13 protein-coding genes are annotated in these 14,246 nt (G+C 67.1%); 1 reads left to right on the top strand and 12 read right to left on the bottom strand.

What is annotated here, in order from left to right; all coding sequences use genetic code 11:
* Positions 1-31 precede the first annotated feature (31 nt).
* The 5 genes from rlxS to PE061_RS18795 form a co-directional block, all read right to left on the bottom strand.
* The gene (rlxS, locus tag PE061_RS18815) at positions 32-1,981 is read right to left on the bottom strand and encodes a relaxase/mobilization nuclease RlxS (RefSeq protein WP_271256744.1); all 1,950 of its coding nucleotides are present in this window, start codon (positions 1,979-1,981) and stop codon (positions 32-34) included.
* Between the two features lie 230 nt (positions 1,982-2,211).
* Positions 2,212-2,574 carry a hypothetical protein gene (locus PE061_RS18810; RefSeq protein WP_271256743.1) on the bottom strand — a complete coding sequence of 121 codons (363 nt, stop codon included), beginning with the start codon at positions 2,572-2,574 and terminating at the stop codon, positions 2,212-2,214.
* 208 nt (positions 2,575-2,782) lie between these two features.
* Positions 2,783-3,382, bottom strand: coding sequence for a lytic transglycosylase domain-containing protein (locus PE061_RS18805; RefSeq protein WP_271256742.1), 600 nt, complete (start codon positions 3,380-3,382; stop codon positions 2,783-2,785).
* Entirely contained in the window at positions 3,370-3,954 is a 585-nt protein-coding gene (locus PE061_RS18800) for a S26 family signal peptidase (RefSeq protein ID WP_271256741.1), read from the bottom strand. The genes PE061_RS18805 and PE061_RS18800 overlap by 13 nt, the downstream gene beginning before the upstream one ends.
* Positions 3,951-4,178, bottom strand: a complete 228-nt coding sequence (locus PE061_RS18795; RefSeq protein WP_271256740.1) for a helix-turn-helix domain-containing protein — start codon at positions 4,176-4,178, stop codon at positions 3,951-3,953. The genes PE061_RS18800 and PE061_RS18795 overlap by 4 nt, the downstream gene beginning before the upstream one ends.
* Before the next feature lie 177 nt (positions 4,179-4,355).
* Here PE061_RS18795 and PE061_RS18790 point away from each other — a divergent pair, with 177 nt between their 5' ends.
* Positions 4,356-4,568, top strand: coding sequence for a DUF5818 domain-containing protein (locus PE061_RS18790; protein ID WP_271256739.1), 213 nt, complete (start codon positions 4,356-4,358; stop codon positions 4,566-4,568).
* Between the two features lie 9 nt (positions 4,569-4,577).
* Here PE061_RS18790 and PE061_RS18785 read toward each other — a convergent pair whose 3' ends face one another.
* The 7 genes from PE061_RS18785 to PE061_RS18755 form a co-directional block, all read right to left on the bottom strand.
* The gene (locus tag PE061_RS18785; protein WP_271256738.1) at positions 4,578-5,501 is read right to left on the bottom strand and encodes a nucleotidyltransferase and HEPN domain-containing protein; all 924 of its coding nucleotides are present in this window, start codon (positions 5,499-5,501) and stop codon (positions 4,578-4,580) included.
* 100 nt (positions 5,502-5,601) lie between these two features.
* Positions 5,602-5,919, bottom strand: coding sequence for a DUF736 domain-containing protein (locus PE061_RS18780; protein ID WP_271256737.1), 318 nt, complete (start codon positions 5,917-5,919; stop codon positions 5,602-5,604).
* Between the two features lie 482 nt (positions 5,920-6,401).
* A complete protein-coding gene (locus PE061_RS18775; RefSeq protein WP_271256736.1) occupies positions 6,402-6,959 on the bottom strand; it encodes an NADPH-dependent FMN reductase in 558 nt (185 codons plus the stop codon).
* A gap of 579 nt (positions 6,960-7,538) precedes the next feature.
* Positions 7,539-9,275, bottom strand: coding sequence for an ATP-binding protein (locus tag PE061_RS18770; RefSeq protein ID WP_271256735.1), 1,737 nt, complete (start codon positions 9,273-9,275; stop codon positions 7,539-7,541).
* On the bottom strand, positions 9,272-10,321 hold the full coding sequence (locus PE061_RS18765; RefSeq protein ID WP_271256734.1) for an SIR2 family protein: 1,050 nt from the start codon (positions 10,319-10,321) through the stop codon (positions 9,272-9,274). Before PE061_RS18765 ends, PE061_RS18770 begins: the two co-directional genes overlap by 4 nt.
* Positions 10,322-10,420: 99 nt before the next feature.
* The gene (locus tag PE061_RS18760) at positions 10,421-13,060 is read right to left on the bottom strand and encodes an AAA family ATPase (RefSeq protein WP_271256733.1); all 2,640 of its coding nucleotides are present in this window, start codon (positions 13,058-13,060) and stop codon (positions 10,421-10,423) included.
* Positions 13,060-14,178 carry a metallophosphoesterase family protein gene (locus PE061_RS18755; RefSeq protein WP_271256732.1) on the bottom strand — a complete coding sequence of 373 codons (1,119 nt, stop codon included), beginning with the start codon at positions 14,176-14,178 and terminating at the stop codon, positions 13,060-13,062. The genes PE061_RS18760 and PE061_RS18755 overlap by 1 nt, the downstream gene beginning before the upstream one ends.
* Positions 14,179-14,246 lie beyond the last annotated feature (68 nt).

The following is a 14,246-nucleotide window of genomic DNA, read 5'->3' as shown; positions in this document are numbered from 1 at the left end:
TGGGCGACGCCGCCATTGCGCAGCGCACAGTTTACCGTTCCAGCCCGCGCGTTCGTCCCCGCCGCCAACTGAACCCGTCGTCGCGGACGATGCCGCCGATCTCCTTGCCAATCTGACGCTCGAGTGATCGCCGCCACGGGACAAGCGAGAATTCGCGCTCGGTTTCGATGAGCGCGAAGCGGCCGCTCATGAGGTCGATCCGGCGCGTCAGCCGGCCATCGACGGCCTTGCCGACGGGTGCCTCGACAAAGCTCTTGTCCAGCGCCTCGGCGAGTTCGCCGCCGGCGCGTTCAACTTCGCGGCGCTGAAGACGGGCGAGTGCGCTCACGCGCAGGCGCACACGGTCGCCTTCGGCGTCGGCGAGCTGCTGGTCGATCAGCCACTGGCCGCGCACACGCAGCGCGGACATGACTTCATGTCCGAACCCGGTGTCGCGCAGGGGCGGGCGTGGACCCTCGGCAAGTGTGCGGTCGAGCCAGGTCGCAGCTTCCGCCCGGGGCAATCGCTCAAGCGGAACACTGGACAGCACCTCGACGGTAACCGGCCGATCGCGTGCCTTGCGTGCGGCGTGTTCGATGGTCCGCTTTTCGAAATCAGCGGGGATCGTCCAGCTGCCGTCGGCATGGCGTTCGGGGCCGAGGCCGGCACGGCGCAGCGCTTCGAGGCGCCGGATATGGGCGGCGATGTACGGCGCGCCCGCGGACGGATCGTGGAGAATATGGAGGGCTTCGGAATAGCGGCCCCGATTGGCGGCAGCGATCATCGTGATCGCCCGGTCTGCGGGTCTGACCTGAGGCACGGTCCGCGCGACGCGGACGATGGCCTCATCGGGCAGGGGTTCGGTTTCGCTGCCGCGGCCGATCTCGATGTAGTGGACGCGACCGTCGATGCCGTCGACGATCAGGTAGTGCCGGTCACGAAGTTCGTCCGCGAGGCCGCGTGCGAGCAGTCGCCCCTCGACCGGGGCTGCAGGGCCGTGCACGCGGTCGGCGATGACATGGTCGGGTTCCTGTCCCTCGAGCCGGCGGCGTGTCATCTCGCGCTGGAGGGTGCGGATGATGTCGCCGCGTTCGCCCATCTGGCGCAGCGTTGGTTCGAGCGCGGCGCTCAACTCCCAGACGCCGCCGCCGCGATCGTTTGCGAGACCGAGATTCGCGAGATGCTTTAGACGCCCGGCGATCAGTGACTGGCGGAACGGATCGCGGTCGGCCGCGACAAGTCGGCGGCCCTCGTCCATGCGGCGGACGAGATCGCGGTCGATCGTTGTGAACCGGTCCTGCCCGATATCGCGGCGCAAACGCTGCTCGATCTCGATAATTGTGCGGGGGCCGAGGTCGAGCGTGAGCAGTTCGGCGGCGCGGGCGCGGAAGCCGTGCGCAATATATTCCCGGGCTATGACGAGGTTCTCGCCCCGGTCGTCGACGCCGCGGAGCAGGAGATGCGTGTGCGGCTGGCCGGTGTTGAAATGGTCGACCGCGACCCAGTCGAGCCGGGTGCCGAGGTCCGTCTCGACCTGCGTCATGAAACGGCGGATGAAGGGTTTGAGGTCGGGCATGAGGTCGCCGTCCTCGGGCGAGACGATGACGCGGAACTGGTGGCGGTCGCCTGCACAGCGCTCGGCGAACGCGCGTCCGTCGACGATCTCCTCGCGCGCCGAATAGAGCGTGCCGGGGAGGCCTTCACGGGTGACGCCGTCGCGCTGGATGTAGCGGAGGTGCGCGTGCGCCGCGGCGAGGGTGCGCGGCGCAAGCCGGACGAGATGCGTCTTGACGATGACGCGCCGCATGGCTGCGCGCGTGCCGAGCAGCCGGCCCATGCCGGCGCCGCGGCCGATGCGGCTGCCGTCGAAGCGGCGATTGCGTGCGCCCGATTTGAGTCCGTGCAGCTTCGCGGCGGCGAGGACCTTGCGCGCGTAGGGTCGCGGGCGCCGGCCGCGATTGCCGATACGTCCCGGCCGCGGCTCGAAAGGGTCATCGGTCACGGGTGCGATCCCGCGAGGATTCAGCGGAAAGCGGCGGGAGACGACCGGCTCGTGCCTCCGTGCCGCAGTCTCTCCCGAAATCGACGTGCAGGCGCGGGTCCGAAGGATCCTGCGAGACACTGCCTTTCTCTTGCTTTCCTCTTCCCCCGCCTTCCTTTCCCATTCCCGGCATGAAAAAGGCCGGGACACGATGCCGATCCGGCACCGCGCCCCGGCTGGGGAAACAGACGTCAGCGCGCTTCGTTGAACGCGCGTCGGGCTTCGCTGAAGTCGCTGAAGCTTCGCCGTCCGATGAGGCCGTCGGGATGGCCTTCGCCGTCGACGATGACGATCGCGACGAACCAGTCATCGCCGCATTTTCCGATGATGGCGAGCCGGTCGAGGTCGGCCTCCGGGTCACCGTCGAGGCTCTCGTAGCGGCCGATCCAGCGCTCGGCGAGGCGCGCGTCCCAGAGCACATCGGCCTCTTCGGCCTCGAGGAACCGGGCGGCGAGGACGATTGCTGCGGCGGCGCCGACGGTATCGGAAAGACCGCGAACGAGGGTAGAGACGATACGGTCATGATGCTCCGGAACGTGCGAACGCGTCTGCATGATGATCTCCTTCGTGCTGCGTTTCCGGGATCGGAAACGTGGCCCCCGGAGATGCCTGGCGGCGCGGCTGTCAGGGCCGCGGCGCCCGGCGCCGCGCCGCGCAGCGGACGCGGGAGGAGCCGATTTGCGCAGCAAATCGGAGGGCACCCGCGGGCCTTGAGAGGCGTGCCGGCAGGCGTCATGCTGGGCCGGCGCCTTCGAACACCGCTCATCTTGGTGCGAGCGGCGGACCGCGCCGGACGGCAAACAGCGCATTCACGGGCACCGCGTCGGAAGGTCCAGAGACTGTCCTTCGCACGATAAACAGCGTCTCCGGCGGAGGCGGGGGCAACCCCTCGGACGGGGTAAGACCGCGCGTCACGGCAGCGGCGTAGGCGATGGTTTCCGGGGGGAGGGGACGCCCGGCGAGATGTTCGCCGTAGCGTGCGGGGCCGGCGTGATAGGCGGCGAACAGCGCGGGGAATCCGAAGCGGTCGTGCATGGCGCGGAGGTAGGCCGCGCCGCCGAGGATGTTGGCGCGGGGGTCATCGGGATCGTTTCCGAGACCGTGCCGCGCGGTCATGTCGGCCCATGTGCCGGGCATCAGCTGCATGAGCCCGATGGCGCCGGCGGACGAGCGGATGGGCAGGCCGCCGCGCGTCGCATGGCCGCCGCTTTCGGCGCGCATGACGCGGGCGATCCAGTCGGCGGGGATGCCGAAGCGGAGTGCGGCTTCGTCGATGAACGGCTGCCAGCGACGGACGGGGTCGGCGTGCGCGGGCGCGGCAAGCACGACTGCGAAGGCGAGGGCGGCTCTCAGCGGTGCCATATGAGCCGCGCGCGGCCGAGCACATCGGCCGCCTCCGTCACCCCGAAATAGCGCCCGTCGAACGAGGCGGGATTGCCTTCCATGAGAAGCAAGACCTGCCCGTCGCGAAGGTGGACGCAGCCCTGCCAGGCGGGCAGCCGCCGGCCGAGGCTGTCGGCGTCGCGGCGCAGCGCGCGCGCCTGGCCGTTGACGGTGACGACAGCGCCGAAGGCGCAGACGCTGTCGCCGGAAAGCGCGGCAATGCGCTTGATGAGGGGGATGCGGGCGGGGAGATAGCGGCGCTGGTCAGCAAGCATGCGCCACTGCGCGGGCAGCCGCGCGGCGACCATGTCGCCGTGCCGCAGGCGCGCGGCGGACTCGAGCAGATAGAGGCCGCGCGGGGCGCTTGCCGAGATGTTCCAGACGAGGCGCGGAGCGGGTTCAGCCCGGAGGAGCGAGCATGCAAGTGCTCCGGCGAGCCCGATCAGGACGCGTTCCCGCGCGCGCCGGAGCCGGGCGCGGCGGGCGCGGGCGAGCGTTTCGCCCCAGGCGCGCAGGGGTGCGGCGCCCGTGCTCGAATGGTGCCGGGTCATGACCGGGGACCCTTGCCGGAGCCTTCCGACCAGGCGTCGAGGTCGTCGATATGGTACTGGATGAAGCGGCTGTGGTGCCGAAAGGCCGGCCCGGTTCCCTGCTTGCGCAGGTGCTTCAAAAGCCTGCTTGAGATGCGCAAGTAAGCGGCGGCCTGATCGGTATTGAGGAAGGGGGAGCCGCGCCGCGCGTGCGCGGCGCGCGCGATATCGTCGTCGGTGGGCATGTGCGGTGTTCCTGGCGGTGGCGGCATCGAAGCCGCGTCTGGCAGCACCGACCATGCAGCGCGCGGCACCGGGCCGGGAGGCTCGAAAACGCGCGCACGCGAAATCGAGCCACCTGCAGCGCGCGATGCGAATTTTCATTGCGGAAAGGGGAGGGGCGACCTTACATCCGCATCGTCATGAGCATTGGAACACGGATCGATGAGGCGGGCACGCTGCTCGCCGAGGGAGAGGGCGTGCTGCTGCGGCGCGATGCGGGCGGACGCTACCGTCTAGACCTCAGGCGGGTTTCCGCGCCGCCGCACGGCGCGCGCGTGCGGGTGACGGGCGTGCTGGTGGAGGCCGATCTGGTGGATGTCGACGCGGTCACCGCCGAACGCAGCGCCGCCTGAACGAAAGCCCTAGCTTTTCGCGGCGGCTTCGAGCTCTGCGATGCGCTCGCTGCACACGGCATGGACGACGCGGCCGAGCTCCTCGACCTGGGCTCCGAGCCACTCCAGTTCCTCGGCCGAGATGCGGTAGTGCTTCGAGTAACGGGCCTTCACATAGGCTTCCTTGAGCTTCTCGAAGAGCGCGCGTTCCTTCTTTGTGTCGCGCGGCCAGACATGGAAAAGGCGCCGGTCCAACCGCTCGGCCTGCGTGCGCAGGAAGCCCAGATTGTGGACGTGAGGCGTGTAGAATGTGCAGACCAGAAGCACGCAATGGTAGAGTCGCTCGGTGGCTTGGTGCAGGTCGAAAGCGGCGTCCTTGGCGTAGCCTTTTCCGATATGAAACTTGGCGCCTTCGTAGCGCTTTTGCGCTGAAGGAAACCACTCCTCGAAGTATTCCTTCGCCATGGCGAGCGCCTGTTTGGGCGTCTTGGGCTTCGGCGTGTGGAACGGCGTGTCATCGCTCTGGTAGAGCGCGATACCGTCCTTCGCGACGTCCATGAAGAAGTAGCGGCCATGGGCAAGGCCGTCGTTCACTTCCTGCAGCGTGTGAACGATGAAGTTGACTGGCGTCTTCAGCGTCTTGGTGATGCCGTACTCGCGCATCAGCTGGTCCTCGGCCTTTTCCCAGTAGGGGATGCGCTCGGTGAGGCGCTTGTCGTTGACGACGATGAGCAGGTCGAAGTCGGACTTGTAGCCCTTGGCGGTGTGCGGTTCGTCGACCCAGCCGCCGCGCGCATAGCTGCCGTAGAGCACGACCTTGAGGATGCGCCCCTTCTTCTTCCAGGCCTGCGTCGCGAGGCTCGTCGCCTCCTCGAACCCTGCGAACAGCACCTCGAGCACGCGCTCAAGCTCGCGCTGCTTGGCCGGAGGCAGATGATCGAGGTCGGTGCGCATGGCCTATCCTAGCAGTCAGGGCGTGCAAATCCACAGCGATATCAGCGCGCTGCAAGGCGGAAAACCGGCTCCCGCAGGGATGCGGGAGCCGGGGCGGCAGTCAGTCCGCCGGGTTCCAGATGATGGCGAAGCTGTTCTCGTCCTTGCCTGCGGCGCGGCCGAGGTTGGCGTAGATGCGGCGGGGGCCGAACTCCGGCGCGGCCATGACGAGCGCGACATATTCGTTGCCGGAACTCTCGCCGACGCGCTTCCAGCCGGCGCCGACCTCGATGCCTTCGGACGACACGCGGTAGTCGGGATGGCTGTCGTTGGCCTTGGACGGGTTGGGCGTGATCTCGATCGCGGCGCGGATCGTGAGGGTGCGAAGCTGGCCTTTGAAGCTGTCGCCTTCGCGGGTGACGTAGCCGATTGCAGACATGATTTCTCTCCTCTTGTCTCGCCGGCGACCATTCGCGGGCGATGGCCAGCCTGAGGAACGGCGTCAGCGCCCTTGCCGAACCTGCAAGGCCGAAGCGAACGCGAAGGACCGGAGACGGGGCGCGGATTTGAAGCGCAAGCATCCGCGAGGAGGCCGGCAACGCCGGCCGGGGAAATCCGTGACCGGGCGATGGTTGGGGCAAGAGGGCGGCCGGTCCAGGCGCAATGGCCTGCCCGCCATGTGGTCGCCAGACACGGAGAGGTCAGCTGGAATTTTGGCGATGTCTCCGTGTGGAAGCGGCGAGGGGCAGTCGGCAATCTGGACTCTGAAGCCTCTCGGTCGTGATCCTGTCTCACCGGCAACAAGGAGACTGACTTTCCAATACGCATCGCCGAGACAATAGGGCGCACCGCAGGATGGCCGGGGTCAGCGGGCGTTTTCGCGGGAGGACAGGCGAGGCAGAGGCGGTTGGCCGCTGCTTATCAGGCCTTGCAGCGTGCAATCCAGGTCGCGAACGCGTCGACGAAGGTCTGCACGAAATCGCGCGTGCCCTCGACAACGATCTCACCGGCTTCGTCAAACATCTTGCCTGCGCCGCCCACATAGGCCTCCGGCTGCTGGAGGACGGGCATGTCGAGGAAGACGAAGCTCTGCCGGAGATGATGGTTCGCGCCGAAACCGCCGATCGCGCTCGGCGAGACGCTCATGACCGCCGCCGGCTTGCCGCTCCACACGGACTTGCCATAAGGGCGTGACCCAACGTCAAGCGCGTTCTTCAGGGCGCCAGGGACGGACCGGTTATATTCCGGGGTTACGAACAGGGCCGCGTCACTGCCGCCGACTTCGGAACGAAAGCGCTTCCACGCCTCGGGCGTGTTTGTCTCGGCATCCTCGTCATAGAGTGGCAGGTCGCCGATCTCGATGATGTTCAGCGCAAGAGAGGGCGGGGCGAGCCTCGCCACGGCCAGCGCCATCTTGCGGTTGAGCGACTCCTTGCGAAGGCTCCCGACGAGTACCGCCACCTGAAATGTCTTATCCATCCAGCATCTCCATCATTGCGGCGGCCACGTGCGGCCGGCCGGCTACAGGATCAAACGCCCATCATCGACGATCGGTCCAGCCTACCGAACTGCCCTCATGGTCATTCGCGCATCTGCCTTCGCCGGCACTGAGAACGGCGTTCCGGGCCAGATCGACCGGCCGCCACCGCGCGCGGGACCAGCAGTCCAAATGCATTTGCTTCCAGCTTGTCCTAAAGGCCGGGCGATATGTCGGCGGGAAGACCGTAGTTCATTCCGACCCGTAGGTGGCTGCGCGAACGGTGGCTATGTCGGACGATCCGGAACGGCAGGTTATGGTGCGCGACTAGCAGATAGCTGCCGCTATGATGTTTTGGAATGCGGTGGCAGCTACCGCCGCATCCTTGCTACTCGCTGATGCCGCTTCTGTTCCTGTAAGCTCCTGAAGTCGAGACGCTTGGGACTTAAGGCTGCGCCGGACCGTCACCAACGGCGTCGCCTATCCATCGTATGACCGGTGTCGGAAAGCCCTTCGTGGGCAATGGCAGTGGCAGGCTCAAGATCGCCTGGATCCGAGTGCAGCGACAGCTGCAACTCGGATCATTTTATAAGCGTTTGCCGGCGCCAGCTCTCGACCGCTTTGTCGAGCGCCGCCGCGGCGGCAGCGTCGGCCCAGCGATCCCAGAACTCGATCGTCCCGCTGAGCGGTTCGTTGACCGGCTTTGCGATGCGGATGCGCGTCGGCAGCAGGATCGCATCGCCGACCACCAGCGCCTCGCCGGTGTCGAGCACCGGCAGCAAGTCGCCGAACCCGCCCAGGCTGTCCGGCAGCAAGCGTCGCACGACTGTCTGGTCATCACCGTTGGTCAGCCGCATGGCAATCAGATTGTTGCACTGGCTGACGACGGTGCGGTTTACTTCCGCCGGGCGCTGGCTGATCACCACTAGGCCGACGCCATATTTTCGGCCCTCCTTGGCGATGCGCTCGAACGTCGCAATCGCATTCTCCGCCGCCCCTGAGGTCGCGTCCTGCGGAATGTAGAGATGCGCTTCGTCGCAGAACAGTGCGACTGGATGTCGGGCGCCTTGGGCGCTCCATTGCTGGACGTGGAAAGCCATGCGCGCGACCATACCCACGATCAGCGGCAGGATGTCCGAAGGCACCTCGGAGAAATCAATAACCTTCACGCCGCCCTGGCCGCCTTTCGCGGCCCTGCCGCCGAGCAACAGCGTGACGGCTTCGTCGAGCCATTTGTAGCTATCGGCGACGCCAGGCGCTGGAAACAGAAAACCGAGTCGACGATCGGTGCGCTTGCCTTCGAGGCGTTGGATCAGGCGGCTGAGCTTCCCGTGGAAATCGCCCTGCTTCTCCGTTCGGGCGCCAGGAACCATTTCGGTGTTGAGCCGCTCCAGCTCGGCGAGGACGGACGCGATCGCGAATGGGACCGGACTGTCGATCGTGAAATTGGCGAGAACGTTGGTGTGCCCGCCAGCGTTCAGGAAACCGGTTTTGGCTTCTACGATGGCGCGGGACATGACCATGGCCTGATTGGGCGCGTTTTGGTCGCTGCGATCCACGAACATTGAGACCAGCGCCTCGTAGCTCATCAGCCAGTAGGGCAGATGAAGCACACCGTCGGCGAGACCCTTTCCCGCATCGATGTCGCCCGGCCCCGCGACGCGGAGATGTACGAAACCGTCGCCCGCCATCGACGCATATTCGCCGTGCATATCGAAAACGATCGCGTTGGCGCTCTCCAGCTCGGCGACCTGTTCCAGCAGCCGGGCGGTCGTCCAGGATTTTCCAGAACCCGTACTGCCGACGACGAGCGCATGGCGCTGGAAGAGCCTGTTGCCGTTGACATAGGCTTCGGCGTTGGGATCGAGTGTATAAGCGCCGAGCGAAAGACGCTGGGTCCCCCCGGTCACTTCCGAGATCACGCCCATGAAGCGGGTCAGCCGCTCGCCTTCGAGAGCGAAGCAGCAGGCGTCGATCTCCGGCACGGTTTCGAGGGTGCGGCGGAAGATGTTCGCGCGGCTCCCGTCGCGGTCGAGTAAGGTGCCGATCAGCGTGATCCGGACCAGATTGACCTCGGGATGAGCTTCCTCGCCCCGTTCCACCTCCGCCACCTTCGCCTCTTCGAGCGCGGTGCGGGTGATCTTGTGAATGACACCGATCAGCTTGTGACCGGCGAGGCTGCTCTGGAGCGCTACCAGCCGATTGACCTGGAGAGCGCGCAGCGCCTCGACGTCATCGACGCGAACGATGACCGTAGCCGTGTCGACCGATTGGACGCGCCCGAGCGCTTCTTCGTCGTCGAAATCGAGGATGCTCATGCCGGTGTCCCTGTTATTTGATCGAGGAATTGGTCGAGCCGCCACAGCGGCTGATCGAGATCGAAGCCCGCCGGCGCGTCGTGCATGTAGGCCCGCGCGCCGGCCGGGCCGTCTTCGATAGCGAGATAGCGTCGGCACCGTCCACTTGTCAGAAAGGTCTTGGCCGTCGGCGTCAGCTCCTTGGTGATGACGACGAGCGGCGTGGAATCGCGGTCGCAGCGCTCGATAAGTTTGGTCTGGACATGCTCGTCATTGAAGCCATAGCCCACGCAAAAATAGGCGCGGGCATTCTCCAGCGCATTGTCGCTGCACGCGAGGATCGTCCGGAAAGGCTCGCCGTGGGTCAGGCGATATTTGTCGATTCCGGGCGTGATCATGAGTGGCGCGTAGTCGGGCGGGATGGCAAACGCACTGCGTATCCCGATGATCTGCTTGGCAGCGTCCTGGAACCAGTCGAGCGAGCCGTGAACCTTCCAGACCGCGACCGTGCGCGTCTCGCGGCCCCTGATCGTGATCCGCGTATTGGGATCGCGCGCGCGCGATTGGAGATAGCCGTAATTGAATCCGGTGAAGGTGCTGACGTCCGCGGCGTCAGCGGCATATTCGGCGAGGCGATCGTAATTGGGCGTGACGACGTGGAGGGTCGTGTGGGTGCTGTCGAAAAGGTGCCGATAGAGCCTCGACAGCGGCAGATGGTGCCGGTCCGCAAGCAGCGCCGACAGCACGGCCAGGTCGGAGGGCAGCAGGAATTCCCGCGTCGCGCTGGCGATGAAATGGGTCTGACGCTCGGTCGGGCGGACCGCTTGCAAGGCGCTTTCGAGATCGGTTCCGGTCTTGAGATGCGCCAGGAAAACGTCCCATTCCTTATTCTCCTCGGCTGTCCACGCGGCGGGCGGCGCGGCGCTCGTCAGATGCGCCGCGAGCGCGCCCATGCTGGGCACGCCGTGGGCGGCCGATGCGCCGCTCCCGAGAATGATCACCGGGGTCGCGCTCAGCGAGCCCTGGGCAAATTCCTGCGCGATTTCGGCCGCGCTCTTGGCCGCCATATCTGTTCCCCCGATCGATCTAAACGAACCGACACGCCGTCGGTATGGTCCGCGACATGGCCGTTGCGCCGCGCGGAGGCGGAAAGGCGCCGCCGCCTCTCATGCGAGCAGAAGCCGCTTGGCTTCGAGTCCGCGATAGGCGCTGGTGCGGCAACTCAGAATGATGATCTGCATGCGCTGCGCGGCTTCGGCCAGGATTTCGAGCATGACCTCGAAGCGGTCGTCGTCCGCGAACACAAGCGCGTCGTCGAGCATGAGCGACGCGGGCTTGCCCTTCTCGATCAGCAGGTCGGCAAAGGCGATGCGCGTCAGGACCGCGAGTTGCTCCTGTGTCCCCTTGCTGAGATCATCCGTGGCCTCCTCGCGGCCACCTCGCGTGAGCAGGGTGGGCCGCAGATCCTCGCCGAACACAATGCTGGCGTTGGGTAGCAGCCGTCCGATGAAGGGCGCCACGCGCTGGGTGATCGGCGCGAGGAACCGGCGGGCGGTCTCGCGCTGGGCCTCGCGGATGGTTTCGGCGAGGAGCGAGAGCACTTCGGCTTCTTCCTTGAGACGATCATGGGCAGCGGCGGCGGCTTCCGCGAGCTCGGCGGCCGCGGCAGCACGGGTGGCGGGGCCGGCGGCGCCGAGCGTCTTGGCGCGTTCCTCGAGTTGGGCGATTTCCCCGACAAGCCCGAGCCGGTCGTTGACCAGCCGCTCGCGGCGCTTGCGAAGGGCGTCCCGGCGCTGGAGCAGGGCGGCCTCGTCCAGACCTTCGACGGCGCGCTGCGCCTCGTCGCGGGCCAGGATCGCGCGGGCTTCGTCCGTCTTGGCCGCGTCCAGCGCGGTGGCGAGCGCGTCATCGTCCATCGCTTCGAGGTCGGCGGTCAGTTGCTCGCGGAGCCGCGACACTTCGGCCGCCGTGCGCTCCACCTGGCTGGTCAGCTTGACGTTGGTGATCTGAGCTTCCTGCAACGTGTCGAGCGCGGCCTGGCGGCGGCCTTCGGCCTCGCGTTCGGCCGTGCGCGCCGTCTGCCACGCATTGTCGACATCCTCGGCATCGGCCGCACCGTCGTCGGATGTCGCGCTCGCAATCGGCCGCGTTTCGGACGCGAGCGCCCCGCGCAAGGATTCCAAGCCGGCGCCGATGCCGAGCGCCGCGTCCTCGGGACAGGCGGCCTCAAGCTGGGCTGCAAGCAGCGCAGAGGCCTGCGTGGCGTCGCGATGCGCCTGCGCCGCTTCCTTGGCGGCGAGAGGCGTGGCGCAGCCGACGTCGGCGAGGAAGGCGGCGAGGTCCTGTTCGGCTGCGCGCAGCCTGGCCTGCGCCGGTTCGCCCGAAGCTGGCGGCGTGACCGACACGGTTCCGATTCCATGCAATTCGAGACTCTGTGGCTCGCTGACGAGGACGCGCAGGCCGCTTTCGACCGCCGCGCCGTTGAGCCGCGCGGCCGGCGCGGATGGCAATAGCTCCACCGAAAGGACCGCCGCGCCTGCCGAAGCGGCGGCCTGAGCCTCGGCGACTGTCTGTTCGAGGTTCAGCAATTCGCTGTGCGCGTCAGCCGACATCCGATTGGCGGCCAACTCGTCCCGGCGCGCCTGCAACTTGGTGGCAATATCCTCCGCTGTATCGAACCGGAGAAAGGCCGCCGCCAGCGCACGCTGCCGCGCTTGGGCGGCTTGGCCGCGCTGCACCGCTAGGCGCCGTTCTTCGGCCGTGCGAAGGGCGGTGCGCGCCGTTTCAAGAGTGGCGGTCGCATCCTTTTCGCTCTGGCGCGCGGCTTCCAGGACTGGGTCATGATCCGTGACGGCGGATCGCGTCGTCGCCGCGGCCTGTTCGGCCTGCGCGATTTGGGTGCGCAGATCGCGCCGGCTGGTTTCGCGCGACTCGAGTCGGCCGCGTTCGCTGGTCGCTTCGCGGAGCAAGGCCTCGGCGGTGCGCAGCGCCTGACCCGCGGTCTTGGCGCGATCGAGGTCGGCTTCGAGCTGGGTCAGTTTCTGCTGCTGCTCCGGATCGTCGAGTTCGGCGACCAGCCGCCGTTGTTCGTTGCGTTTCCCCTCCAGGCGTTCGAGCACGCTCTCGAATTGCTCCAGCTCGGCCTGTGCGGCGCGGGCGTCCTCGGCGGCGGACGCGGCGGCTTCCTGCGCGTCCAGAAGCCGGCGGGCGGGCCGGCCGGTTGGGGTCTGATAGTCGGCGAGGCTGCGTTCGATGGCCTGAAGAACGGTGGTCGTGCGCTGGCCGCCGGTCACGGCACCGACTTCGCCGGCCAGCACTTCTTCCAGCGTCCGGCGCGCGCCCTGGCCCGGTGTGCCGAGCACGAAGGATTGACCTTGTTCGACCCAGAGCAGACCCAAGGCGCCGCGGCTGTCGTCGTCGGCGCCGCGGTTCCCGGCGCGCGCAAAGCCGAGCAGGGTCTGCAAGCGCTCCTCGGCTTCATCGCCGGTCGCTCGTCCGGTCGGACCTTCGAGCTCGACCGAGGGGTTCTGGAGGAAGCGCTTGCGCAGCCGCCAGCTCGCGTCGCCGAGATCGAAGCCGAGCTCGATGGTCGGCGCGACCTCATCACCATGCGGCCGAAACGAGCGGATGCGATCGCTTCGCGAACCGTGCCGCTCGAACAGCACGGCGCGCAAGGCTTCGAGGACCGTCGATTTTCCGGCTTCGTTCTGCTCGCACACGAGGTTCAACCCGTCCTCAAAGCCGGTCAGATGCAGCGGTTGCCGGAATTTGCGGAAATTCTCGATGCGAAGCTCGCGGATCCTCATCAACGCGCCTCCAGCCGATCGGCACGGCGCTGCTCGACATAGAGGCGTTCGAGCGCGGCGGCCGCGCGCTTGCCGGCGGCATCCTCGGTCGCCGACAGCGCTTGCAGCCGCTCGGCGGCGACGCGCAGCACGCCATTGGCATCGATGTCGGCAAGATCGGCGTCGGTCGGACGCGCGTAGAGATCGTCGAGGTTGAGATCGAGCCAGCGGACCTCATGGGCGAGCTCGCTTTCGAGACGGTCCCGAAGCGCCACGCGCTCGGCGAGCGTGAGCAAGCCGGACAGCCTGAGCCGGAGCACGAGATGCTGTCTTTCGATGCCGGGCGCGAGATTGGCGAGGAGCCCATCGAGTTCGGCAGCGCTGGCCAGCGACCAGCTTTCCGACATCCAGTGATAGCGGCCGATTCCCACCTGCGTCACGTCCGGCATTTCACCTGCAAGGTCGACGCGCAGCGCGACGCCGCTCACCTCGCGATCGAAATCATCAGGTTCGGGAGTGCCGGAATAATGAGTGAGGGCATCAATCTCGCGGCGGCCATGCCAGTCGCCGAGCGCCAGATAGGCAAGGCCGGCGCGGCGGGCACGGTCGGGTGCGATCAGGTTCGTCGCGGCCGTGCTCGATCCGAAATCGCGGATCGGCCCGTGGGCGAGGCCGATCCGTTTGACGCCGGCCGGCGTCTCGGCATGGTCAAACCAAGCGGTGGGATCATCCTGCGTCCGCTTATATTGGAGCGGCGCGGGCAGCAGCCAATATCCTTCGGCGAGTTCGATCGGTTGCGGTTCGAGGCAGACGATGACGGTGTCCGGGGCCTCGCTCGCGAGGCGGCTCCACAGGCCGTCGGCGCGCGCCGGATCGTGGTTGCCGGGCAACAGCACCCAGCGGATGTCTGCGGCGGCCTTCATGCGCGTGAGCGCCTGGCGATAGATGCGATCGCCGGGCTCGGGGCTGTCGAACACGTCGCCGGCCACCAGCGCGAAGCCGGCACCTTCGCGCCGCGCCGCCGCGGCCAGCGCGTCGATCGCGTCGAGCCGCGCTTCGAGCAGCGCGGCACGCGCTTGCTCGGGCGCGCGCCCGAACGGCTTGCCAAGCTGCCAATCAGATGTGTGAATGAAGCGCATCAACTCCCCCCGACATACCCATACGTTATAGGTCGTCGAGCGAAAAGCGTGAGATAGCGCCATTCCGC

Source organism: Sphingosinicella microcystinivorans (genome assembly GCF_027941835.1).
In the GTDB taxonomy this organism is placed as follows: domain Bacteria; phylum Pseudomonadota; class Alphaproteobacteria; order Sphingomonadales; family Sphingomonadaceae; genus Sphingosinicella.
The sequence above is the reverse complement of the archived record's forward strand: the minus strand, read 5'-3'. Positions and strand labels throughout refer to the sequence as shown.

Excerpts from the sequence above, each read along its gene's own strand:
- PE061_RS18785 (WP_271256738.1), bottom strand. The coding sequence starts at position 5,501 with ATGCGCACCGACCTCGATCATCTGCCTCCGGCCAAGCAGCGCGAGCTT.
- PE061_RS18760 (WP_271256733.1), bottom strand. The coding sequence starts at position 13,060 with ATGAGGATCCGCGAGCTTCGCATCGAGAATTTCCGCAAATTCCGGCAA.
- PE061_RS18810 (WP_271256743.1), bottom strand. The coding sequence starts at position 2,574 with ATGCAGACGCGTTCGCACGTTCCGGAGCATCATGACCGTATCGTCTCT.
- PE061_RS18780 (WP_271256737.1), bottom strand. The coding sequence starts at position 5,919 with ATGTCTGCAATCGGCTACGTCACCCGCGAAGGCGACAGCTTCAAAGGC.
- PE061_RS18755 (WP_271256732.1), bottom strand. The coding sequence starts at position 14,178 with ATGCGCTTCATTCACACATCTGATTGGCAGCTTGGCAAGCCGTTCGGG.
- PE061_RS18765 (WP_271256734.1), bottom strand. The coding sequence starts at position 10,321 with ATGGCGGCCAAGAGCGCGGCCGAAATCGCGCAGGAATTTGCCCAGGGC.
- PE061_RS18790 (WP_271256739.1), top strand. The coding sequence starts at position 4,356 with ATGAGCATTGGAACACGGATCGATGAGGCGGGCACGCTGCTCGCCGAG.
- PE061_RS18800 (WP_271256741.1), bottom strand. The coding sequence starts at position 3,954 with ATGACCCGGCACCATTCGAGCACGGGCGCCGCACCCCTGCGCGCCTGG.
- PE061_RS18795 (WP_271256740.1), bottom strand. The coding sequence starts at position 4,178 with ATGCCCACCGACGACGATATCGCGCGCGCCGCGCACGCGCGGCGCGGC.
- PE061_RS18770 (WP_271256735.1), bottom strand. The coding sequence starts at position 9,275 with ATGAGCATCCTCGATTTCGACGACGAAGAAGCGCTCGGGCGCGTCCAA.
- PE061_RS18775 (WP_271256736.1), bottom strand. The coding sequence starts at position 6,959 with ATGGATAAGACATTTCAGGTGGCGGTACTCGTCGGGAGCCTTCGCAAG.
- PE061_RS18805 (WP_271256742.1), bottom strand. The coding sequence starts at position 3,382 with ATGGCACCGCTGAGAGCCGCCCTCGCCTTCGCAGTCGTGCTTGCCGCG.